Origin of the sequence: Tunturiibacter psychrotolerans (genome assembly GCF_051013365.1) — a bacterium.
In the GTDB taxonomy this organism is placed as follows: domain Bacteria; phylum Acidobacteriota; class Terriglobia; order Terriglobales; family Acidobacteriaceae; genus Edaphobacter; species Edaphobacter psychrotolerans_A.
In genome coordinates, this window is sequence record NZ_CP132941.1 from 919,334 (window position 1) to 941,091 (window position 21,758).

General features: G+C 57.3%; 20 protein-coding genes. 10 read left to right on the forward strand and 10 right to left on the reverse strand.

The window, feature by feature from the left end; all coding sequences use genetic code 11:
• Positions 1-85 precede the first annotated feature (85 nt).
• Positions 86-1,870 (reverse strand): glycoside hydrolase family 15 protein, encoded by a 1,785-nt coding sequence (locus RBB76_RS03650; protein WP_429628914.1) that lies wholly within the window; start codon positions 1,868-1,870, stop codon positions 86-88.
• A gap of 390 nt (positions 1,871-2,260) precedes the next feature.
• Between RBB76_RS03650 and RBB76_RS03655 the strand changes: the two genes are divergently transcribed.
• From RBB76_RS03655 to RBB76_RS03665, 3 genes are all read left to right on the forward strand, one after another.
• A complete protein-coding gene (locus tag RBB76_RS03655; protein ID WP_429628757.1) occupies positions 2,261-3,463 on the forward strand; it encodes a hypothetical protein in 1,203 nt (400 codons plus the stop codon).
• 60 nt (positions 3,464-3,523) lie between these two features.
• Positions 3,524-4,270, forward strand: a complete 747-nt coding sequence (locus tag RBB76_RS03660; RefSeq protein WP_429628756.1) for a hypothetical protein — start codon at positions 3,524-3,526, stop codon at positions 4,268-4,270.
• Between the two features lie 413 nt (positions 4,271-4,683).
• Positions 4,684-6,432 (forward strand): S53 family peptidase, encoded by a 1,749-nt coding sequence (locus RBB76_RS03665; RefSeq protein ID WP_429628755.1) that lies wholly within the window; start codon positions 4,684-4,686, stop codon positions 6,430-6,432.
• A 99-nt stretch (positions 6,433-6,531) separates the two neighbouring features.
• Here RBB76_RS03665 and RBB76_RS03670 read toward each other — a convergent pair whose 3' ends face one another.
• The 5 genes from RBB76_RS03670 to RBB76_RS03690 all read right to left on the reverse strand — a co-directional run bounded on the left by RBB76_RS03670 (position 6,532) and on the right by RBB76_RS03690 (position 9,959).
• A complete protein-coding gene (locus RBB76_RS03670; RefSeq protein WP_433963557.1) occupies positions 6,532-6,915 on the reverse strand; it encodes an alpha/beta fold hydrolase in 384 nt (127 codons plus the stop codon).
• Positions 6,849-7,316 (reverse strand): alpha/beta fold hydrolase, encoded by a 468-nt coding sequence (locus RBB76_RS03675; RefSeq protein WP_429628754.1) that lies wholly within the window; start codon positions 7,314-7,316, stop codon positions 6,849-6,851. The genes RBB76_RS03670 and RBB76_RS03675 overlap by 67 nt, the downstream gene beginning before the upstream one ends.
• A 268-nt stretch (positions 7,317-7,584) precedes the next feature.
• On the reverse strand, positions 7,585-8,514 hold the full coding sequence (locus RBB76_RS03680; protein WP_429628753.1) for a helix-turn-helix domain-containing protein: 930 nt from the start codon (positions 8,512-8,514) through the stop codon (positions 7,585-7,587).
• A 222-nt stretch (positions 8,515-8,736) separates the two neighbouring features.
• Positions 8,737-9,207: a hypothetical protein gene (locus RBB76_RS03685; protein ID WP_429628752.1), complete on the reverse strand. Its 471-nt coding sequence runs from the start codon at positions 9,205-9,207 to the stop codon at positions 8,737-8,739.
• 119 nt (positions 9,208-9,326) lie between these two features.
• Positions 9,327-9,959 carry a YceI family protein gene (locus RBB76_RS03690; RefSeq protein ID WP_429628751.1) on the reverse strand — a complete coding sequence of 211 codons (633 nt, stop codon included), beginning with the start codon at positions 9,957-9,959 and terminating at the stop codon, positions 9,327-9,329.
• A 324-nt stretch (positions 9,960-10,283) separates the two neighbouring features.
• On the opposite strand from RBB76_RS03690, the gene RBB76_RS03695 reads away from it, so the two are divergent.
• Together RBB76_RS03695 and RBB76_RS03700 are read left to right on the forward strand one after the other, a co-directional pair.
• Entirely contained in the window at positions 10,284-11,270 is a 987-nt protein-coding gene (locus RBB76_RS03695) for a winged helix-turn-helix domain-containing protein (protein ID WP_429628750.1), read from the forward strand.
• Between the two features lie 77 nt (positions 11,271-11,347).
• Complete coding sequence (locus RBB76_RS03700; RefSeq protein WP_429628748.1) at positions 11,348-12,238, forward strand: hypothetical protein; 891 nt, start codon at positions 11,348-11,350, stop codon at positions 12,236-12,238.
• An 8-nt stretch (positions 12,239-12,246) separates the two neighbouring features.
• On the opposite strand, the gene RBB76_RS03705 is transcribed toward RBB76_RS03700, so the two are convergent.
• Positions 12,247-12,513: a hypothetical protein gene (locus RBB76_RS03705; protein WP_429628746.1), complete on the reverse strand. Its 267-nt coding sequence runs from the start codon at positions 12,511-12,513 to the stop codon at positions 12,247-12,249.
• Positions 12,514-13,311: 798 nt separating this feature from the next.
• A complete protein-coding gene (locus RBB76_RS03710) occupies positions 13,312-14,130 on the reverse strand; it encodes a hypothetical protein (RefSeq protein WP_429628744.1) in 819 nt (272 codons plus the stop codon).
• A gap of 127 nt (positions 14,131-14,257) precedes the next feature.
• On the opposite strand from RBB76_RS03710, the gene RBB76_RS03715 reads away from it, so the two are divergent.
• Positions 14,258-15,241, forward strand: coding sequence for an IS1595 family transposase (locus tag RBB76_RS03715; protein WP_429628743.1), 984 nt, complete (start codon positions 14,258-14,260; stop codon positions 15,239-15,241).
• Here the strand turns inward: RBB76_RS03715 and RBB76_RS03720 are convergent.
• Positions 15,238-15,411, reverse strand: coding sequence for a hypothetical protein (locus RBB76_RS03720; RefSeq protein WP_433963517.1), 174 nt, complete (start codon positions 15,409-15,411; stop codon positions 15,238-15,240). The genes RBB76_RS03715 and RBB76_RS03720 overlap by 4 nt on opposite strands.
• A gap of 99 nt (positions 15,412-15,510) precedes the next feature.
• On the opposite strand from RBB76_RS03720, the gene RBB76_RS03725 reads away from it, so the two are divergent.
• From RBB76_RS03725 to RBB76_RS03740, 4 genes are all read left to right on the forward strand, one after another.
• Positions 15,511-16,506, forward strand: coding sequence for a hypothetical protein (locus RBB76_RS03725; protein ID WP_429628741.1), 996 nt, complete (start codon positions 15,511-15,513; stop codon positions 16,504-16,506).
• 173 nt (positions 16,507-16,679) lie between these two features.
• Positions 16,680-18,995 carry a xanthine dehydrogenase family protein molybdopterin-binding subunit gene (locus RBB76_RS03730; RefSeq protein WP_429628740.1) on the forward strand — a complete coding sequence of 772 codons (2,316 nt, stop codon included), beginning with the start codon at positions 16,680-16,682 and terminating at the stop codon, positions 18,993-18,995.
• A 73-nt stretch (positions 18,996-19,068) separates the two neighbouring features.
• Positions 19,069-19,551, forward strand: coding sequence for a (2Fe-2S)-binding protein (locus RBB76_RS03735; RefSeq protein ID WP_429628739.1), 483 nt, complete (start codon positions 19,069-19,071; stop codon positions 19,549-19,551).
• Positions 19,552-19,596: 45 nt separating this feature from the next.
• The gene (locus tag RBB76_RS03740; protein ID WP_429628737.1) at positions 19,597-20,454 is read left to right on the forward strand and encodes an FAD binding domain-containing protein; all 858 of its coding nucleotides are present in this window, start codon (positions 19,597-19,599) and stop codon (positions 20,452-20,454) included.
• Between the two features lie 28 nt (positions 20,455-20,482).
• On the opposite strand, the gene RBB76_RS03745 is transcribed toward RBB76_RS03740, so the two are convergent.
• On the reverse strand, positions 20,483-21,565 hold the full coding sequence (locus tag RBB76_RS03745; RefSeq protein ID WP_429628735.1) for an XdhC family protein: 1,083 nt from the start codon (positions 21,563-21,565) through the stop codon (positions 20,483-20,485).
• Positions 21,566-21,758: the final 193 nt, after the last annotated feature.

Consider the following 21,758-nt stretch of genomic DNA (forward strand, 5'->3'; position numbering starts at 1 on the left):
TTCGGGGCGTCAGCAAAACGCTCGCAAATGTTGACCTGAGTCACGATAGAAGCGCGAGCGCGTACGTACCTCACGGTTGGTTCGCCTAAGTCTTACGCCGCCGCCCAGCCTCAGCCTTCGCGTTCCCCATCGGCGTCCACAAACCCGACATCGCAAACGCCGAGTGAATCAATGCAATATGCGATAACGCCTGAGGAAAATTCCCCACCATTCGCCGTCCAATTGGATCGTACTCCTCCGACAACAAACCAACATCATTGCGCAGCGCAAGCAGCCGCTCAAACATCGCCTTCGCATCTTCCTTCCGGCCAATCAACCACAGATTCGTAACCAGCCAGAAGCTGCACGCCAGAAACGCTCCCTCAGTCCCAGGCAGCCCGTCCTTACTCTTCTTCGTATCGTAGCGTTCGACGAAGCCATTCTTCATCAGCCGCTTCTCGATCGCCTCCACCGTACCAATAATCCGCGGATCGTCCATCGGCAAAAATCCCACCAGTCCAATCCGCAGGCACGAAGCATCCAGTTGCTTCGACCCATACGACTGAACAAAACTATTCAGCTTTTTATCGAATCCCTTCCTGCAAATCTCCCTGTGCAACATCTCGCGATTCTTTCTCCATCGCTTCACATCTCCCTTCCCGTCAAACTGCTCATGGTGCCGAATCGCCCGGTCGAGCGCCACCCACGCCATCACCTTCGAGTGGGTAAAATGCTGCGCCCCACCGCGCGTCTCCCATATCCCTTCATCCGGATACTCCCACATCTTGCACAGATGATCGGTCAACGAAGCCTGCATCGAACTCGCCGAAACACGAATCTCGTCCTCGGCCTGCGGAATTCGCGACAGCGCCGACGACACCTCGCCAAACACATCCAGTTGAAACTGATCCACCGCAGCGTTCCCGATCCGAACCGGTCTCGAACCTTCATAACCTGGCAGCCAATCTGCTTCCCACTCCACCAACTGCCGCTCACCGCAAATTCCATAGATCGTCTGCACCTGATCGGGAGCCCCTGCAATCGCGCGCAGCAACCACTTGCGCCACTCCACCGCCTCTTCCATATAGTTGGCCTGCATCAGAATCAGCAAAGTAAAAGCAGTATCCCGCAGCCAGCAATAGCGATAGTCCCAGTTCCGCGGCCCGCCAATCTTCTCCGGCAGCGACGTCGTCACCGCCGCCACAATTCCTCCCGACGGCTTATACGTCATCGCCTTCAGCGTGATCAGAGAACGTTCCACCGCCTCCACATAGGGTCCCGTATACGCGTTCCTCTTGCTCCACTTAGTCCAGAACCTCTCCGTCTCCGCATACGCCTTTTCTACCGAGAGCTCAGGCGGAGCCTTCTCAAGAGACGACGAACCCGTCAGCGTAAAGGTCATCGTCTGGCCTTTACGCACCGTAAAGTCACTTCGCGTGGTCATCCCTTCTCCACGCAACTTCGCCTTCGTCCTCAACGTAATCATGTCCATACCCGCGATCGCGCGGATCCCATCGTCGGTGCCCGTAACCCACGGAGTCGTCCGTCCATAATCAAACCGAATCGCAAGATCCATCTGCATCGCCACCCGCCCGCGAATGCCACGCACCATCCTCACGACGTGCGAGTGCTTCTCACGCGGCGGCATAAAGTCAATCAGGCAGACCTCTCCCTCTCGTGTCTCAAACGTCGTCTCCACAATCAACGTATGCCCCACATACTTCCGGCGGATCGCCTTCACCTTGCCCTTCGGCGCAATCTTCCAAAAACCATGATCCCGCGTGCCCAGCAGCGCTGCGAAACACGCAGCCGAGGAAAACGTGGGCCAGCACAGCCAGTCGATCGATCCCTCTTTCGACACCAGTGCAGCCGTCTCGCAGTCCCCAATCATGCAGTAGTCTTCAATCTTGGATCCATGTAAAGAACCCTGCAACGGCCCAGTCTCTTTCTTCTTCGGCTCTGCCACAAACGCCTCCGGCTTCCACAGGTATTTACAACGCCAGCAACCACATACGCCACATAACGCATCTGTCTATGGAGCAGTTGAGATATAGGATGCGCAAAACCACGAACTTAGGGACACGCAGAAAACATGCCACAAAAATATCGCCGTTTGACAACGAAGCCACCCGATTTTCCTGAAGTCAGGTCCCGTCCGCTCGCATCCCCTGAAAATCGGCAGTACACTCACGGCAGCACGCATCTGCACTGAGCATCCCGAAACCAGAGAAGCCTGAATCTGAGCCGCCGCTAACCGAACCGAGAAAGTCCAGATCGCACGATGGCCTCCGCCCAGACAAATATCGACCCTAGTTCGAACGCAGTGAACGCGCCAAACGCGACCAGCAGCCTGCTCATCAGCCTGGGCTCCCTCCCGCAGGAAGCCTTCGATGCCACGCTCGCCAACCTCGCCCTCGCGTTTCCCAACGACACCGTCCTGGTCGCCACACCGGACGCCGCCCCTCAGCTCTCCTCCGGCAGTCCTCTCCGCCTCATCCCCTACACACCGACTGCAGTCTCCGCCACCCCCTGGGTCCTCACCGCCGCCGACTACCTCAACACCTACAAACTCGCGCAGGAAAACAAGGCCGCCACCTGCCTCCTCCTCGGCGCCGAGTGTCAGTCCCTTCACCCCGAAGCCATCCGTGCCCTCGCGAAATCCGCCCTCACCTCCGACCTCTCCGTCGCCCACTACGATCTTGGCCCCCGCGAAGGCCTCGTCAACTCCGCAATCCTCTACCCCGTCACCCGCGCCCTCTTCGGCACGCGCCCCCGCTTTCCTCTTGCCATCGACCTCGGCCTCTCCCTCCGCATGGCCGGACGTCTCGCCGCCACGGCACAGCGTTTCACCGCCACCTCGCAGGATGACTCCTTCCTCTGGCCTCTCGCCGAAGCCGGATCCGCCAACTTCACCATCGCCGAGGTGGAGATCACCCCACGCACCATCCCGCAACCCAGCACCCGAGATCTCAACAGCCTGCTCGCCCTCATCACCGGCTCCTTCTTCTCCGACATCGACGCCAAAGCCTCCTTCTGGCAGCGCGCCCGCGGCACCCAGCCAGCACCCAGCCTTCCCCAAACCGTCACAGTCTCCGAGCCGCCCGACACCGCACCCATGCTCGAAGCCTTCCGCCTCGCCTACTCCAACCTCCACGAGATCTGGTCCCTCGTCCTGCCGCCCAACTCGCTCCTCGGCCTCAAAAAGCTCTCCGTCATGCAGCCCGAGAACTTCCGCATGCCCGACAACCTCTGGGCTCGCATCGTCTACGACTTCGTCCTCGCCTACCGCCTGCGCACCATCAACCGCGGTCACCTTCTCGGAGCGCTCACGCCCCTCTATCTCGCCTGGGTCGCCTCCCATCTCACCCTCATCAGCACTGGCACGGCGCCGGAAAAACACATCCAGGATCTTGCCCTCGCCTTTGAAGCCGACAAACCGTATCTCGTATCACGCTGGCGCTGGCCAGACCGCTTCAATCCATAAAAATCAGATGGAAATCAAGCGGCAAACTAACAGGCCAGCAACCCGTAAGGAGACCCTCTCATGTGGCAACAAGTCGAACAGGCACTCCGCCAATCCGCTCAACAGGTCCTCTATAAACTGGCGAGCTTTCTCCCGGCCCTTATCGCCCTTCTGCTCGCGCTCGTCGTCATGACCGCCATCGGCATGGGCCTCGCCGCGCTTCTCCGCCGCAGCCTTACCGCCGCCAAGTTCGACGAGCGCCTCGCCCGCAACTCTTCAGCCACCATCTCCGACTGGTCCCCCGCCCACAGCCCGACCGCGCTGCTCGCCCGTGTCGTCTTCTGGGGCTGCGTCGCCATCGGCTGTTTCATCGGCATCTCCGCATTCGACGCCGCCTTCCCCGGCGAGTCTCAAATCTCCCTCTTCGTCCTTCCCTACCTCACCCACTCCATCGGAGCCGTCCTTCTCCTCATCGCCGGCACTCTCATCGCGCGCTTCCTCGAGCGCTCCGTCCTCATCGGCGCCGTCAACGCAAAGCTCCAGTACGCCCGCTTCCTCTCACTCGGCATCAAGTGGCTCGTCCTGGTCCTCACCGCCGCCATGGTCCTCGACCACCTCCAGATCGGCGGCGCCGTCGTCGAGCTCGCCTTCGGAATCCTCTTCGGCGGCATCGTCCTCACCCTCGCTCTCGCCGTCGGTCTAGGCTCCCGCGACATCGTCAGCCGCTCTCTCGAACGCAGCGCCGATCTCCGCTCCAACCTCGACCCCATCCCCGGCGACCCCGACTACAAAACCGCCACAACCTCCGAACCCCTGCGCCACTTCTAGGTCATTCGGAGCGAGCATACCGTTGCCGTTGTTTGTCCTTTTAGTTGTCACCCCGAAGGGGATCTGCTGGAACCGTTGCTGTTGTTTGTCCTTTTGGTTGTCATCCCGAAGGGGATCTGCTGGAACCGTGCTGTTGTTTGTCCTTTTGGTTGTCATCCCGAAGGGATCTGCGGTTGCTGTTGTTTGCCCTTTTGGTTGTAACCCGAAGGGGATCCATAGTTCGCTTTTCACTCGGCACAAGCCACACGATACGCTCTCCCGCGCTCACGCACTATCCCTGCAAGAGTCGCGAATATTTGTCTTACTCCGCTTCCTTCTTCAAACGACTCTGGCATAGTATGGGTCTTCGCGAATCTCGCTCAACTCACCGGCCCCTCATACGAATTCATCCCCAAATTTAGAGGACCACATTCATGGCTACGAAAAAGAAGTCCGCTCCTCACATCTCAGCCTCCCCTCGCACCGTCCTTCCCGGCAGCGAAAAATCTGCCTTCGTTCAAACCGCCGGGGAAAAGCCCGCGCCCTCCGGCACGAAGATCACCGTCTCGGTCGTCGTCCGCCGCAAGACCCCACTCAAGGCCGCCAACCGCCTCGGCAAACAGCGCCTCACGCATGCCGAATACAGAAAAAATCATGGCGCCGACGCCGCCGCAGTAAAGCTAGTCCGCACCTTCGCCAAGGAGTTTGGCCTCACCGTCGCCCCCGACACCCCCGGCCCGGAGCGCCGCACCGTCAAGCTCTCCGGCACCATCGCCGCCATGCAGAAGGCCTTCGGCGTCACCCTCGTCCACAAAACTCACGATGGCACCACCTACCGTGTCCGCGAAGGAAGCATCACTCTCCCCAGCGAGCTCGTGGGCCCCGTCGAAGCCGTCCTCGGTCTCGACAACCGCCCGCAAGCCCAGCCCCACTTTCGCATCGCAGGCGAAGCCGGTGACATCACCGCCAACATCGCCCAGGCCGGAGGCTTCGCCCATCCCCACGCCAGCGGCGCCAACACCTCCTTCTCGCCCATCCAGATCGCGCAGCTCTACCAGTTCCCCGCAAACGCCTCGGCCGCAGGCCAAACCATCGGCATCATCGAGCTAGGCGGCGGCTACAAAACCACCGACCTCACCACCTACTTCAAATCCCTCGGCCAGAAAGCCCCCAAGGTCACCACCGTCTCCGTCGACGGCGGCAAAAACAGCCCCAGCAACGCCAACAGCGCCGACGGCGAAGTCATGCTCGACATCGAAGTCGCCGCCGCCGTCGCCCCTGGCGCCAACATCGTCGTCTACTTCACCCCCAACACCGATCAAGGTTTCATCGACGCCATCGCCACCGCCGTCCACGACACCACCAACAAACCCAGCGTCATCTCCATCAGCTGGGGCGGCCCCGAATCCAGCTGGACCACGCAATCGCTCAACGCACTCGACGCCGCCTGCCAATCCGCCGCCGCACTCGGCATCACCATCACCGTCGCCGCCGGAGACAACGGCTCCACCGACGGCGTCACCGACGGCCAAAACCACGTCGACTTCCCCGCCTCCAGCCCCCACGTCCTCGCCTGCGGTGGAACTAAACTCTTAGCCAGCGGCTCCTCCATCAGCTCCGAGGTTGTCTGGAACGAGCTCACCAACAATGAAGGCGCAACCGGCGGCGGCGTCAGCAACTTCTTCCCGCTCCCCACCTGGCAGGCAAACTCCAACGTCCCCGCCCCCACCAACTCCGCAGGTGGCCGCGGTGTCCCCGACGTCTCCGGCGACGCCGACCCCTCCACCGGCTACATCATCCGCGTCGACGGCAAAAACATGGTGATCGGCGGCACCAGCGCCGTCGCTCCTCTCTGGGCCGGCCTCATCGCCGTCGCCAACGCGCAGAACGGAACCTCCGCCGGCTTCCTCCAACCCGCCATCTACGCCGCCAAAGGCAAGGCCGCCTTCAACGACATCACCTCCGGCACCAACTACTCCGGCTCTCCCACAGGCTTTACCGCCGGCCCCGGTTGGGACGCTTGCACCGGCCTCGGCTCTCCCATCGGCACAAAGCTCATCACTGTCGTAAACCCTTCGTCGGCCACCTCCGCCAAATCCAAAGGCAGCAAAAAGAAGCCAATCAGAAAACGCGCTGCAAAAAAATCACCCGTCAGCAGAGGCAAGCGCTCAAAGTCTCGCTAGAAATAAGCAAAAACAAGCGATCTGCCACACCCTCACGCAAGGAGGTATGACAGATCGCGTCCCATTCCTTCCTCGAAGAGGAAGAGATTTACAGCGGCTTTACTTCGAACCTGCTTTGGATGCCGCGTCAAAAATCACACCCGCGACCTTCGACGGTTGAGCCAGCATAATGACGTGGCTGGAGCTGACAGTGGTCGTTGTCGCGCCGATCTTCTTCGCTTGAGCGGCTTCAAGATCGGGTGAAATTGCCCGGTCATTTGCGGCAACGATGTACCACGACGGCTTCGACTTCCACGCCGGTGTCGTGATCTCTCCCTTCATCGCAGCGACGCTGGTCGGAACCTGCGTTGCGGTCAGCACCTCAATCTCCTTTGCCGAAAGGTCTTGCGCGAAATCCTCAGCAATCCCCTTGGGAGTCAGTTTAAGAAAACCACTCTTGTCAGGACGCAGCTCTGAGCCGATAGGCGTCGGAACGCTGGTGATGAGACCAAAAGCGAACCTTTAGCATCCGGAGCCACAGCCGATACATACACCAGTCCGGCCACCTTATGATCGTTCCCCGCCTCAGTGATCACAGCCCCACCGTACGAGTGGCCAACAAGCAGAACCGGCCCATCCTCAAGAGCAATGGCTCGCAGCGTTGCCGCAACATCGTCCGCGAATGATGTCAGCGGAATCTGAACAGCAACGACCCTCAGACCCTTCGCCTCGAGCAATGGAATGACCTTTGACCAGCTCGAACCGTCCGCCCATGCACCGTGGATCAGGAGCACGGTTTTTACCGCTGTTGTGGGCTGTGCCGTCGCCTTTGCGGCAGGAACGATGATCGCGAGAAGTGCGGCGCATGTCGCCATCACATTCCGAGCAAACTTGAATACGTGCATTTGTCTTTCTCCTTGATGAACGGAGGGATCCACGCAAGACTCGAAGTTTCTCTGAGAATCCGTACGGGACGAGCGAACGCGAACAACACATATTTCTGTGGCCATTCTCACATCCGCTACCCTGTTCTAGCTGAGAGTAGTTTTGGACGTCGGAAGCATCTAGGCGAAAACCATCAAAAGCGGGACATTCCTGCTGGATATTTCGAGAACGATGGCAAAGAAAAGACCCGCCATAACAGCGGGCCAGATCGCATGATCGATTGGATTTTCACGCGCCACCTGAGAAGGCGTGCGTCCCCCGTCGCCACATCCCGGGACTTACTCCGTGGATTCTTTTGAAGGAGCGATTGAGGGCAGACTGATCCGCAAATCCACACTGAATGGCGATGTCGGCGATGGGCAATTGAGAGTTCATCATAAGATCTCTGGCCCTATCCACACGGCGTTCCGTCAGCCACCGATAAGGCGGTCTGCGAAAGGTTTGTTTGAAGGCCCGCGCAAAGTGACTCACTGATAATTCGCATGCTTCAGCAACCTGCTGGAGAGCAATCTTGCCGTCCAGATGAGCCTCCAATAACTCCGTTGCTCTCCGCATCTGCAGCGAAGAGAGTCCACCCCGAAAACGCGCAGCCGCCATTCTCACGCCGCCATACGAGCAGACAAGATGACAGTTCAACGCGTGCAAGAGATGGTCGAGGAAAATCTTCGAAGCGTGAAGGGGTTGCTCCAACGAAGCGAGGAAGCTCTTCCCCAGGTGGTGGACCACAGGATCAAATTTCCCAAGCGGCCAAACTAATTGCTCCACTCGTGACGCCCCATGGGCATAGGCAACTTCATCCAGGGCCTCTTGCGTGACATACAGGATCAACGCATCGAACGGATGTGGGACCCACACAGATGGTTCCTCTTGTAAGTTGATGGCATTAACTGCTCCGGCTGGGTAGTAGCCGCTCGATACCATCTTCTTGCCAAGAAACTGCTCGATAAAAGAAATTGCTTCCAGTTGCAACACAACGATATGGCCACGCTCACCAACGACCGGACTCGCAACTTCTGGAAGCCCCTTGCTGCTCCGAAGCCTTCCAAACCGGAACGAGGCGCGTTCGGAAAGCCACACCTCCTCTGTAGGCGAATCCCTGAGATTCATCACTTCGGCAAGCCGATTCCACACAGTGGGTACTTCGATGGCCGTATTCATGGATCGACTCCAGCCCCTTCGTAGATATCTAGTTCGTTACCCCGGAACACATCCGCGCGTCTAAGGGGACAGGTAGACACAGTTGATAAAACGCTGAGTTACCTACTTGCAGGGCTTGGATGCCGCAGAACCAATTAAAGTCTCGATAAAATCCAACCGAGAGATCCTTCTCGCCCGTGATTGATTTGCGCCACAGAATTGCCAACGATCCGACAGCGACGATCAATCTTTCGCGAAGTAACTGATGCCGTAGGCCACAGGTAGTCCAAATACGACCATGTGGATCAGCAAGCCAAGGCGCATCCCACGAATGGTAATTGGGTCGTATTGGTGGAGGGCTGAGAGCGGCAGAACGATAAGCATCATGACCAGATGAACGGCGGCACCAAAGCAGAGGCCGCAGACGAACGGGTACTCCGTCATAAATTTCAGTTTGCGGCTTACTGCGTAGTAGAAGGTCGCGAAGATGAGAGAGATCACGACATGCAGCAGGACACCCAAAGCATAGTTACTGAATCCCCCTTTAAGCGCCTTCTCCCCCACCAACCCATACGTAATGACAAGGATGATGTCATGGCCCACGAGAATGCAGGCTTGTAACAGATCCAGTGTTGCGCCAACGAGGCCGGCCACACCGATCGCCAATAAAGCGTTTCTTGTCTTCGTCTGTGCGGGTGCAGAAACTTGAATCATTCAGTCTCCTCTTTCACTTCTGGTTGGGTTTGCAACATTTCTCTCAACTCACCGGATGCCCTGATTGGCGCGAGTTTTGTGGTCGAGGCGTAGACAAGCAGAAAGCTCATAGAGTCCCGTTACCGAGTCGAGGAAGCCGCGTCCGCTTCAACGTCAATCTCGATATCAACATCCGGCCCCGTAGAATCGCCGACTTCTGACGAGTTGTCTCGCGCCCCCATGTCGAACGCCGCACGCTTCAACCCTGCCGTCCCATGGAACGCCACTCTCGCCGGCTCGTTCGGCTCGGTATCGGAGAAGGTCCCATTGAACTTGAACGTGAGCGGCACGACCTTGGTAACCCCATGCATCGTCAGCGAGCCGTCCATTCTCCACAGATCTGGTGAAACACGGTGAATGCCGCGACCTTGATAGGTCATCGTCAGAAATTTCTTCACATCAAAGTACGCGTCGCCGCGGAGATCCTCATCACGCTTGCTGATCTGCGTGCTGATCGTGGAAACGTCGATCGTGACGTCCACGCTGCAAGCAGCTGGGTCCGGAGATACGGTGATAGTTCCCGTAACTTTATCGAACCGGCCACGCACACGCCCGACCAGATGGTGCCACGCACTGAAAGTAGGCGAAGCTGTGAGCGGGATCGATCTTATAGGTTCCCGGAGCCGGAAGCGCCTCAGCTTTGACGCTCTTTTGGACGAGCGCAGGAGGTTCAGCCACCGCAGAGGTCCAGAGCATCGTCCAACTTGCCACAATCAAAGTACCGACTCTGAAAAAATCGTGCCGTCTCCTAAAGACCAATCTTCCTGGTTTCCTATTGACCATCTCGCTTGCCTCCGATTGATGCAACTCGTATTTCGGTTCTAACGCTACGCAGGCAAGTTCGCGGAAGTCCTGAATCCAGTCTGAAATACTCTGAATAGTTCTGAAATAACACCGTAAGTTCGGGTAAGCTCTTGGATTCACCTCTGTTAAGACTTGAACTGCCAGGAGATGGAGGATATCGGTATAATCGGCCAACGCCGATTTGATTTCGGCGTTTCTATTTAAATAAAGACAGAAAGTAGCACCAAACCTGCATGGAACGCCCCCCTACAAAACTGCTTCGTATCGGCACCTGGTGTGTCAATCCGACATCCGGCCAGATCTCGCGAGATGGTGAGACCGCTCGACTTGAGGCGCGGACGATGCGGCTTCTTCTGTGTCTGGCCGAGCACGCCGGTGAAGTAGTGAGTATCGACGATCTGCTCAATCAGGTCTGGGCTGGGGTCGCAGTATCGTCGGACTCGGTCTATCAGGCTGTGGCGTCGCTCCGGCGTTTGCTCGGCGACGACCCGAAGCAGCCTACTTATATAGCAACGGTCCCGCGGTTGGGCTATCGGATGATAGCGACGGTATCTCCTTGGGTAAAAGAACCAGTCGTTCCGCCGATTGCACAGGCTCAGCCGATTGCACAGATGATTGCGCCAATGGTATCTCCGGCAGTTCCGGAGAGCGAAGCTATAGCTGCCGCAACTACGAATGCGCCGTGGTTGGGTGTTCACAGGAAAGCCCTTTGGGCCACCGGTGCTGTGATCTGTCTTGCGACTGCTATTGTCTTTTTGCCACGCGCCCATACTGCGAATCGTCGTCACCTGGAGTCGCCTGTGATCGCCCCTGCGCAGACGCAGAAATCCATTGCGGTACTGCCATTCTCCGATCTGACTCAGGGGATGAAGGAGGGGGAGTTTGCCGATGGCATGACAGAGGAGCTGATCGACAAGCTGAGCAAACTGCCCGGGTTACGCGTGCCGGCTCCCACGACCACGTTCTATTACAGGGATAAAGAGATGCCAGTAGCGGACATCGCGAAGGCGCTGGGTGTGGTGTATGTGTTGGATGGAAGCGTACGCAAGTCGGGTGCGCGGGTGCGAGTGGCAGCGCGGCTCGTTCAAGCAAACAACGGGTACGTTATCTGGTCGGAGACCTACGACCGGCCGTTCCACGATCTCCTCATGGTGCAGGACGACATCGCGGGTGAGGTAACAAAGGCGCTGGGCGCGTCGACAGAGTTCAAGGCAAGCTGAACGCTGCAGGTGGAACAGCACTCCGGCGAATAAGAAAAATCGAAAATTATCGCTCTGGCTAAGTACACTGAACCCACATGAAGCCACGAGCCCTCACCCTCCTGCTGCTTCTCTCCACACTCACAGCCTCTGGGCAGAGGCCAATCATCGGCATCTTCGAGTCCACCTCCTCCGGAGCAGGCGATAACCTGGGCAAGCCCGGCGTCCGCGTCCTCTTCTATCAATCCGGCCGGCAATGGCGCTCTTACAACGCAACCTGCCAGGACGAGGCCTGCCTCAAAACCATCGTTCACCTCTATCCGCCCGTCACCACCTGGACCCTCATCAAACAAGGCAAACCTGTCGCGAAAGTAGCCGCAACCACACCCACGGCCTATCACTCCTACTCCGAGATCGGCGTCCAGGCCATCACCAACCCCGCCGCCGTACTTCACCTCGAAACCCGCCGCACACCCAATAACCCCGACCCACCCCACGCTATCCTCGCCACCAACCTCACCTCCCTCACCGACCCGGACAACTGGCAACCCGCCGCCGTCTTCCCCCTCGACCTCACCCACGTCATCCAGGCTTTTCACAAGCTCTATCCCCATCCAAAAAACTGCACGCAAAACACCACCAACTCACCATCGAACTACCACGATTCCACCATCTCAGACTCCCAGATCACGCTGGACTCCTCCTACCTCTCGAACAAAACCAACTGGCGCATGCTCCAGATCACCCTCGGCGGCTACCTCTGCGACGGCCCACCCGATGACGCCTACGTCGATCACTGGTTCGCCATCTCCCCCACCGGCGAAGTCCACCATCTTGGCCGGCTCATGCACCTCGCCGGCGCCGCCGACTTCGCCCACGAAGGCCACTCCGAGCTACTTTTCCAGGTCCAGGGAGGCAACGAAGCCGGCTACAAACTCTTCTACGACAACTTCTCCCACCAGGCCCAGGACACCGTCACCTACCACTAGCCCACAAATCACCGCTGACCGCCGCCACCCGTCATTCTCGCCGCCATCCACCCTCTCCCGTCGTCATCCTGAGCGTAGCGAAGGATCCCTGTATTTTTGCAGTTGCCGTTGTCGTTGCAGTTGCCGTTGCCGTTGCAGTTGCAGTTGCCGTTGCCGTTGCAGTTGCCGTTGCCGTTGCAGTTGCCGTTGCAATTGCAGTTGCCTTTCTTGTTGTCATCCCCGAAGGGGATCTGCTGTTTGCGGTTGGCCCCTTCCACCAGCGAAAACGTTGTCAAGCCCCATAATCGCAAAACCCCGCGCCAATCCAGCGAAATCGCATGGCGTATGAGTTACCTCCAACCTTCTATAATGGATACAGCACAAGAAACGAAACAGCAGCATAACCCAGCCCAAGCGCCTTCGCTTCTCAAACGGCCCGCAACTCCCTGAAAACAAGTATTTTGCACGCAACCCCTTTCGATTGAATATTTTGCAGAGGCAATAAATACGTTGGCTAACCCAAACATCATAGGGGTACGGACATATAGGCCACGAGGAAGAAAATCGCCAAAATAGCGACAATTCCCATGAGTGCCGCGATAAACATGACGGCCATTCTGTTCCGATATTGCCTCCCTTCGTTCATGCCAGCCATGCTACCGCACTCTCAGCTTGCATAAGCTAGACCGCTCAAGCATAATATAGTTATGGCAAGGGCGGCAAAGGTCGTGGAAATTAGTACGAAACAAGCCATGCCAGAGAAGAATCCTGCGGCTGTAGCTCTTGGCCGTATGGGGGGACTGAAGGGGGGCAAGGCGAGAGCCGAAAAGTTGTCGCCTGAGCGGTTAAAGGAGATTGCCCAACGAGCCGCTAAGCAGCGTTGGGCGAATCGAAAGAGTATTGGAATAGTGCCCTCGGCTGATCTGGCCATAGACACCAAGAAGCCAACTAAGCTAGGCTAGTTTGGGAATGATGACAACGATGGTCGTGTCGCCACTCGACATGATGATCACGACTCTCGAAGTCTGGATTCTGATTACGGTCCGCACATATTTACTCCCTTCCGAACCCTCGGTCTGCATGCCGGGGGTTCTCTAATTTGCAGAAGTCTTAGGGGTCTCGACTGAGACCGTTACGGTGCCCCTATCCTCGGCACTCGTCTTATAAATCAAATTGAAGATGCCTGCGGCGGTCTGCAACCAATCCTGACGCCCTTGAAGCGTCCACTCCGTCTTTGGAACACCTGTGGGTGGCAGAGTATCTAACAACCCTGCAATAAATGGATGGTACTTAGGCGGTTCTCCACCGTTTCCGTCGCGATTACCGGTTATGACCTTATCCTCCAACTTCGGCGGCGGGGGCGCGTCGCTTGCCAAGTTCCCTTGAGGAGCTATAAGCCTGTCGTTCCCGAATGCGAAGTAGCCCGCTTGTGTTGCTGAACGTTGGAACGCTTGCCTAGCCTTGTCCGATTGCTTCGGAGCCACACCCATCTGCTCCATCGCCTTTTCAAGCGGTTGATTGCCCGGAAGCATTTGGTTTCGATATTCGTCGAACACACGCTTATAGAGCGGAATCAGCAAAAAAGATTCGGCCCGAGCAGCCTTTTCCCTGTTGTGGTCGATTACTCGCTTACCCAGATCGGTCAGACTAAAGACTCCCTTATCGGAATCCACGAAGCCAAACATCTTCGCCGTCCCGGCCCGAAGGTTAAATCCGCCAGCCTTAGGGGAAACCTTGAGATATCCAGCCAGAGCGTCTCGCGTACAACTGTTGCCCGCTGTGGCTTGTATAGCCTTCGCAAACTTTACGGCGTCATCCTGATCGAGATAAGGAAACCGGATAGTAGAACGGCCTTGGCCTTCCTCCTCGATCTCCGTCTCTTCTGGGTTCGGCACTACATTAGTGGTTGCCATAAGAGTCCTCCCTTGATTCCCATAATCTACCTGCTAAAAAGGAGCACATCAAGGACAAAATCATACTTCTTCCTTTTTTATGACTTTTTCCCTTGACTACATGACCGCTCAAGCATAGTATTGGGTCATGGAAGGCCAACTTTATCAACCGACGACGCTGACCGAAGCCATTCGGTACTACTCGAATACGGAGACCTGCATCAACGCAGTGGCAATGTTGCGCTGGCAGGATGGAAGTCCGGTTTGTCCGAAGTGCGGGGCGACTCAAGACCAGCGCAATCACTACTGGCTTGCCACGCAGAAGCGATGGAAGTGCCACTCCTGCCGCAAGCAATTCTCGGTGAAGGTTGGAACGATCTTTGAAGACTCGCCGCTTAGTCTGGACATTTGGCTTGTTGCTCTGTGGATGCTCTGCAACTGCCGCAATGGGGTATCCAGCTACGAGATTGCACGCGCTACGGGTATCGCTCAGAAGTCAGCATGGTTCGTCTTACAGCGTCTCCGGTTCGTTTTGAAGGACACAATGCCCGTGATGCTTGGGGATAGAGTGGATAGCCCCGTAGAGGTTGATGAGTGCTTTATCGGAGGCAAGCCAAAGAACATGCACCGCAACCGTCGTCTGGAGCGTCAGGTCGCTGCCTATGGCTACGCTGAGAAGACTCCCGTCTTCGGGATGTTGGAGCGCGGAACCCGTCAGGTGAGGGCTTCCGTGATCCCGAACGTAAAGCGCGAGACACTGCAAAAGAAGATTCTGGACAATGTCGGCTTTGGCGCTACGGTCTACTCTGACGGCTGGGCTGGGTACGATGGACTCAAGGCCGCTAAGTTCGTGCATGAGACTGTGAACCATATGGACGAATACGTTCGCGGCTCAGTCTCAACCCAAGCGATTGAGAACTTCTGGTCTTGCCTCAAGCGGACACTCGGAGGCACCTATGTTGCGGTAGAGCCCTTCCACCTTGACCGCTATCTGGATGAGCAAATGTTTCGCTTCAACAATCGTATCGGTCACACAGACGGAACACGTTTCCAGAAGGCTTTGGGACAAGTGGGCGGCAAGCGGCTTACTTGGGTGGAGCTGACTGGGAAGGAGTATCCCAAAGCCGTCTAAGACTGGCCCTTTGAGGGGTCGTAAGTGTATCGCTTATGGAGCGAAGGCTTTTCGGCCTTGGCTTGAGCGCGGCTATCCTGGATTTGTTTTGGAGATGCGGAGAGGACGGAAGCCAAAGCAGCCGTAAACTTCTTATGCTGAGGCGTAGCTTGTGCCGAACTCTTTTTCATGATGTAAGATTACCGCAAATAACAAACCCCCGATTGGCGTCGGGGGTTGCACTCCATACGCTGGGCACTCCCCCATAGCGTACCACAGGAGCGCGTCTCATGCCGTTACTAGTCTTCCCTATCAGAGAAAGTATCGACGATAACGATATGAAGCTACGCAAAGAGGATCAGGAATGGCTCGCAGCTGAAATTTGCCGCGTGGTAAAATTTGAAAACGCTACTCTAGTCCAATCACTGAATCCCCGTGGAGGCCGTCGTGTTATACGCTGGCTCAAGGAATGGGGAGCAATTTCCGCTCTTTGGGCAGTTCCGCTCGCATTATTTGCGATGGTGATCACTCTAGGGATCTTCGCAGCCAACGGAATAAGCAAAAATGCTGCATTCCAATCTGCTACCGAGACACGCCTATCTGCGATAGAAAAGACGCTCGAAGGCATAAATCATAAGCAGATTGCCCAAGACCTAACAAATCATGCAGTTCTTCCTTTAGACCAGTTCGGCCAATCTCTATCCTCTCTTAGTTCTTCCATTGCAACCGCAAGAGAGCAAAAAGTTTTGGTGTCTCAGTCCGTGATTGGTGATATTAAAACGAAGCTGATTGCTACTAATCACAGCAGTCCCGATTATTGGCCAGCCGCCGCCCAAGTTGTGAACTACCGGTCCCAATCCGAAGTCGGCTGGGACCGAATAAATTTGCCAGCTTGTTCAGAAAAAGATTTGAAGTTTACGGTCACGGGTGATCGGCCTATGCCCGACAGCGATAACCTCCGTGAGTTTACGCATGGACCAATCACGCTACATAATTGCGCATTGATTCTAGACTCCCCCGAAGCTCAAAGCCTCATCAGCAGAGGTTTATCCATAGCAGACGTAAACTTCGATAATTGCGTCATTCTCTATAACGGCGGCCCGATTACTTTTAAACCGATTGCCTACTCAAGCACTATTCCGCCTCTGACGACCGCAAAGCTAAACTTCATGAGGTGTGTCTTTATACTCAAATTGAATTCTTCGCCCCCAGCACCAGTACAACGGCTAACTACTGAACTATTAGCCGCCAACACCGATATTGTGCGTTTTAGTCCAAATGTATAATCGTTTGGGTTAGTCAAGGTATTTATTGCCTTTGCAGACACCACCCACCTGCAAACCACTCAAATAAAAAGACTTGCTCCAAAAATACCCCCAAGGGGGGGAGGGGGGTACCCCCGACCAACGATCCTCTCCCCACTCGCAAAAAGTTGGTCTATCCTTATGCAACACCGTCCATGACCAGCCGCCCCCAGATCGTTGGCAGCTCCCCCATCCGCAAAGAGGGAAGAGACAAGGTCCTCGGTCGCGCCCAGTACGTCGACGACATCACCCTCCCCAACATGTGGTTCGGCGCCACCGTCCGCAGCTCCATCCCGCGCGGACGCATCACCTCCATCTCCTTCGACCCCGCCATCCCCTGGCACGAGTACACCATCGTCTCCGCCGCCGACATCCCCGGCGAAAACACCATCGTCCACCTCACCAAAGACCACCCCTGCCTCGCCGTCACCCACGTCAACCACTGCGAAGAACCCATCCTCCTCCTCGCCCACCCCAACCGCTCCGTACTCCCCGCCGCCGTAGCCGCAGTCCACATCACCTACGAAGAACTCCCCGCCGTCTTCACCATCGAGGACTCCGAAAAAAAAGAACAGATCATCTGGGGCGAAGGCGAGCACGCCAATACCTTTAAGACCTACCTCATGCAGAAGGACCGGAAGCCGACCCCCAACGAGATCTGGCAGACCGCCGACTACATCGTCGAAGGCGAGTACCGCACCGGAGCCCAGGAGCAGCTCTATATTGAGAACAACGGAGTCATCGCCGAGTACCACCCAGAAAAGGGAGTAACAGTCCGCGGCTCCATGCAGTGCCCCTTCTACCTCGTCCACGCCCTCGAGCTGGTCTTCAACCTCCCCGCCGAAAAGTGCCGCGTCATCCAGACCGAGACCGGCGGAGCCTTCGGCGGCAAGGAGGACTTCCCCTCCGTCATAGGCAGCCACGCCGCACTCCTCGCCATGAAGTCAGGCCATCCGGTCAAGCTCTGCTACGACCGCGCCGAAGACATGGCTGCCACCACCAAGCGCCACCCATCTCGCACCCGCCACCGCACCGCCGTCAGCAAGGACGGCAAGCTCCTCGCCGGTGAGATAGACTTCGCCATCGACGGAGGAGCCTATGCCACCCTCTCACCGGTAGTCCTCTCCCGCGGCACCATCCATGCCCCCGGCCCCTACCACTGGCCCCACCTCACCGTCCGCGCCAAAGCAATGGCAACAAATATTCCGCCCCACGGCGCCTTCCGCGGCTTCGGAGCCCCGCAAAGCATCTTCGCCCTCGAACGCCACATGGACAAGATCGCAAAAGTCGTCGGCCTTACCCCCGAAGAGCTCCGCCGCCGCAACTTTTTGGGAACTGGCGACCGCACCGCCACCGGCCAGCTTCTCAAAGACCCGGTCGACATGCAGCATTTACTCACGCGAGCCCTTGAAGAATCGGACTACCACGCCAAACGCAAACGATTCGACGCTGAAAACCCAACCAGCACCATCAAACGTGGCATAGGCTTCGCGACCTTCTTCCACGGAGCAGGCTTCACCGGCTCCGGCGAGCGGCGCCTCAACTCCCTCGTTGAGATCGAGCTGACAGCTGAAGGCCAACCTCGCATCCTGGTCTCCTCAACCGAGTTTGGCCAGGGCACCAACACCATCCTCTGCCAGATCGCCGCCGACACCCTCAATCTTCCGTACGAAGAAATCCTGATCGCACAACCCGACACAACTCTGGTTCCCAACTCGGGCCCCACCGTCGCGAGCCGCACCGCCATGGTCGTCGGTAAACTCGTCGAGCGTGCCGCTCAATCCCTACTTGCCGCTCTCGCTCCCTTTTTGCCCGCCTCCAGATATACGCCAGCTCAATTCTGCCGCGCCGCTCTCAAGTACCTCGCCCAACACGGCTCCCTCAAAACCGAAGCCCGTTACCAATCCCCCGGCGACATCTTCTGGGACGACGAGACGTATAGCGGCGAAGCTTATCCGGCCTACGCCTGGGCCGTCTACGTCGCCGAAGTCACCGTCGACACGACTACTTACTCCACGCAGGTCAACAACTTCTACGCCTTACAAGAAGTAGGCAAAGTCCTCCATCCCATCCTCGCCGCCGGACAGATTGAAGGCGGCGTCGCCCAAGGCATCGGCTACGCCCTCTATGAAAAGTGCCTTTGGCGCAACGGACATCTCGCCAATAACCAGATGACTAACTACATTATGCCCACCAGTGCCGACCTACCACCTATCCATGTCAGCTTCGAGGAGGTCCCCTCACCACACGGCGCTTACGGAGCCAAGGGCATAGGCGAGCTCCCCATGGATGGCCCCGCCCCCGCCATCCTCAACGCCATCGAGCACGCTACCGGTCTCGCCTTCAACGAGATACCTCTCCTCCCCGAAGACATCTTCGAGCGCATGACCTGCACTCCCGGCTCTGGAGCGGAAGACCTCAACAGCATCGACCGCGACACGCAAGTCGAAACGTCAGAGGTGTCGGCGTGAACGATACAACATTCGCCATCATCAGAAGTATTTTTCAGACAAAGTGGTGCCAGCAGACCGCGGTAAATTCGATATGACCCTAGTCACCCTCACCGTCAACGACGAAAAAAGCACCGTCGAAGCCCCGCCAATGAAGCGCCTCCTCGACGTCCTCCGCGAAGACCTGCACCTTACCGGAGTCAAGGAAGGTTGTGGCGAAGGCGAATGCGGAGCCTGCGCCGTCATCATGAATGGTGACCTCGTCAACTCCTGCCTGATCCCGATCCTGCAAACTCAGGGCGCCGAGATCACCACAATCGAAGGCATCGCAATCGACAAAAATCTCCACCCGATTCAGCAATGCTTCCTGGAACAAGGCGGAGCCCAGTGCGGCATCTGCACTCCCGGTATGATCCTCGCCACGTATCACCTTCTCGAAAACATTCCGCAACCGACACTGTTACAGATTCAGGAAGGCCTCAACGGAAATCTCTGCCGCTGCACCGGCTACATGCGAATCTTCAACGCCGTCCATGCCGCAGCTGCAAAAGCGACTCTACGATCGGAGACACAATAGTTTTCGTGCGTGTAGCACAAACCCACCTCGACAATAGGGAAAACAATGCGCTCCAACGTCACCGAATACGAACTAACGGCCCCAGGCTCCCTCGACGCCGTACTTCAGATCCTCGCCGACTCACCCGACCGCTACACCCCAATCGCCGGTGGCACCGAGCTGATGGTAGCGCTAGGCGCGGGACGTCTTCAGCCAAAAAGACTCATATCTCTGTGGAATCTCAAGGAACTTCGATTCATTGACGTCGCACCCGATGCGGTCGTCATTGGTGCCGCAACAACCTTCGCCGACATCCGCAAGCACCCAATCGTCACCGCCGAATTCTCCATCCTTGCTCAGGCTGCAAGCTGGACCGGAAGCATCGCAAACCAGAACCGTGGCACCCTCGGCGGCAACATCGTCAACGCAAGTCCCGCAGCAGACTCTCCTCCAGTGCTCCTCGCTTACGACGCAGCCGTCACTCTGGTCTCCACGCGCGGGATCCGAACGATCCCCTACCGCAACTTCCACCTCAGTTACAAAAAAACCGATCTCGCCCAAGACGAACTCCTCCACAGCATTACGCTCTCACGTAACATCGACGGTTACACAACTTATATTCGCAAAGTGGGTACACGCAATGCCCAGGCCATTTCAAAGGTTGCCATCGCCATAGTCGCCCGTACCACCCACGGCATCATTGAAAGTATCCGTATCGGAGCTGCAAGCCTGCGCGAAACTCCCACGCGTCTGATCGCCACCGAACAGTCTCTCCTGAGCCAGCCCATCGCAGCCGCCACGATCGCAAAGGCACGCACCGCAATTCTGAGCGAAACGATTCCCATCGACGATATTCGCAGCACCGCAAAATACCGCTCCACCGTGGCCGCCAACCTTATCGAAGAATTCCTGCAGACTCTCTAGTACGCACCGAACAGGACGGCAACCCGCCTCAAGCGAGGTCCAGCGCGCACTGCGCTTGCAGATAGCGCCCCGCATCACTCTCTGCCAGATGCCTCTTGATATCTTCCGGAGACAACCTGCGCGAAGCACCGGGCTTACCCATGCAACACGCCTGAACCTCGGCAATCACCGCAAGAGCAATGGCCTCCGGTCCGTCACCACCGAGGTCCAGTCCAACCGGTGCAAAGATTCGGTCGCAGCATTCACTGATCGTCCACCCTAGGATCGCTGCCGCCTCGCTCACCAGCAACGAACTTCGGCGGCGCGCACCCAGAAGCCCCAGATACTTTGGGCTCAACGGCAGCACCGCAGCGAGCAAATCCCTGTCCTGTTCGTAACTATGCGACATCAAAACCACTGCATCATCAGATCGAATGGACAGCACTTCACGCGAGGTGGCCGATGCCACGATGACCTGTTCCGCCTCCGGAAATCGCTCCGCGCGAGCCATGTGCGCCCGTCCATCCATCACTGAAACGCTCCAACCCAGCAACGCCGCCATACTTACCACCGGCTTCGCATCATCACCCGCCCCCAAAACGAACAACCGCTGCGGAGTTGCAATCCGCTCCACAAAAACCTCGGAGCACGCACTCTCAAACTCACCTCCAGGTAGTATGGCCGCCCTTGCCTCGGCCAGTTCGGATTCAGTCAGCCCCACGCTGACATATGCAAAATCCCCATTCGCCGAGAGCACTGCGCGTTTCAGTGCCCTCCCCTCACTTGGCAGCCAGGTCAGCACCGTCACCTCATCCCCGGCGAGTGCGCCTTCCAGAGCATTGAGCATCGCACGACATTCGGGAGTATCAGCCGGCTCGAGAAGCAGATCGACCACGCCACCGCATCCCAATCCGAAAGGGATCTCTGCCGTATCGTCAAACATCGTCGAGTACCGTTCCACCACGGCCCCTCCCCGGACCAGCCATGCTGCCTTACGCACGACTTCGGCCTCCAGGCACCCTCCGCTGATCGTCCCGGCGTACTGACCTTGCTGCCCGAGAAGCAGGCGAGCCCCGGGTCGGCGATAACTGGATCCCTCAGTCCGCACCAGTGTCACGAATACGGTAGCCATATCCTGATGCCAAAGTCGAACGATTTGTCGAATTTCTCTCACGCCAAGTCCCGCCTTGAAAGGCACTAAGTCACATTGTCCCCGCCGAGAGCCTCATCTGTCCATCCAGACAACTGGCGGAATCTTCGACCGACGTCAAAATGTGCCTTTCGCGGAGAAATTTGTGCCTGCTGGCGAAGGTTTCTTGCTCCGG

Excerpts from the sequence above, each read along its gene's own strand:
- RBB76_RS03650 (WP_429628914.1), bottom strand. The coding sequence starts at position 1,870 with ATGATTGGGGACTGCGAGACGGCTGCACTGGTGTCGAAAGAGGGATCG.
- RBB76_RS03655 (WP_429628757.1), top strand. The coding sequence starts at position 2,261 with ATGGCCTCCGCCCAGACAAATATCGACCCTAGTTCGAACGCAGTGAAC.
- RBB76_RS03660 (WP_429628756.1), top strand. The coding sequence starts at position 3,524 with ATGTGGCAACAAGTCGAACAGGCACTCCGCCAATCCGCTCAACAGGTC.
- RBB76_RS03665 (WP_429628755.1), top strand. The coding sequence starts at position 4,684 with ATGGCTACGAAAAAGAAGTCCGCTCCTCACATCTCAGCCTCCCCTCGC.
- RBB76_RS03675 (WP_429628754.1), bottom strand. The coding sequence starts at position 7,316 with ATGCACGTATTCAAGTTTGCTCGGAATGTGATGGCGACATGCGCCGCA.
- RBB76_RS03680 (WP_429628753.1), bottom strand. The coding sequence starts at position 8,514 with ATGAATACGGCCATCGAAGTACCCACTGTGTGGAATCGGCTTGCCGAA.
- RBB76_RS03685 (WP_429628752.1), bottom strand. The coding sequence starts at position 9,207 with ATGATTCAAGTTTCTGCACCCGCACAGACGAAGACAAGAAACGCTTTA.
- RBB76_RS03695 (WP_429628750.1), top strand. The coding sequence starts at position 10,284 with ATGGAACGCCCCCCTACAAAACTGCTTCGTATCGGCACCTGGTGTGTC.
- RBB76_RS03700 (WP_429628748.1), top strand. The coding sequence starts at position 11,348 with ATGAAGCCACGAGCCCTCACCCTCCTGCTGCTTCTCTCCACACTCACA.
- RBB76_RS03710 (WP_429628744.1), bottom strand. The coding sequence starts at position 14,130 with ATGGCAACCACTAATGTAGTGCCGAACCCAGAAGAGACGGAGATCGAG.
- RBB76_RS03715 (WP_429628743.1), top strand. The coding sequence starts at position 14,258 with ATGGAAGGCCAACTTTATCAACCGACGACGCTGACCGAAGCCATTCGG.
- RBB76_RS03720 (WP_433963517.1), bottom strand. The coding sequence starts at position 15,411 with ATGAAAAAGAGTTCGGCACAAGCTACGCCTCAGCATAAGAAGTTTACG.
- RBB76_RS03725 (WP_429628741.1), top strand. The coding sequence starts at position 15,511 with ATGCCGTTACTAGTCTTCCCTATCAGAGAAAGTATCGACGATAACGAT.
- RBB76_RS03730 (WP_429628740.1), top strand. The coding sequence starts at position 16,680 with ATGACCAGCCGCCCCCAGATCGTTGGCAGCTCCCCCATCCGCAAAGAG.
- RBB76_RS03735 (WP_429628739.1), top strand. The coding sequence starts at position 19,069 with ATGACCCTAGTCACCCTCACCGTCAACGACGAAAAAAGCACCGTCGAA.
- RBB76_RS03740 (WP_429628737.1), top strand. The coding sequence starts at position 19,597 with ATGCGCTCCAACGTCACCGAATACGAACTAACGGCCCCAGGCTCCCTC.
- RBB76_RS03745 (WP_429628735.1), bottom strand. The coding sequence starts at position 21,565 with ATGGCTACCGTATTCGTGACACTGGTGCGGACTGAGGGATCCAGTTAT.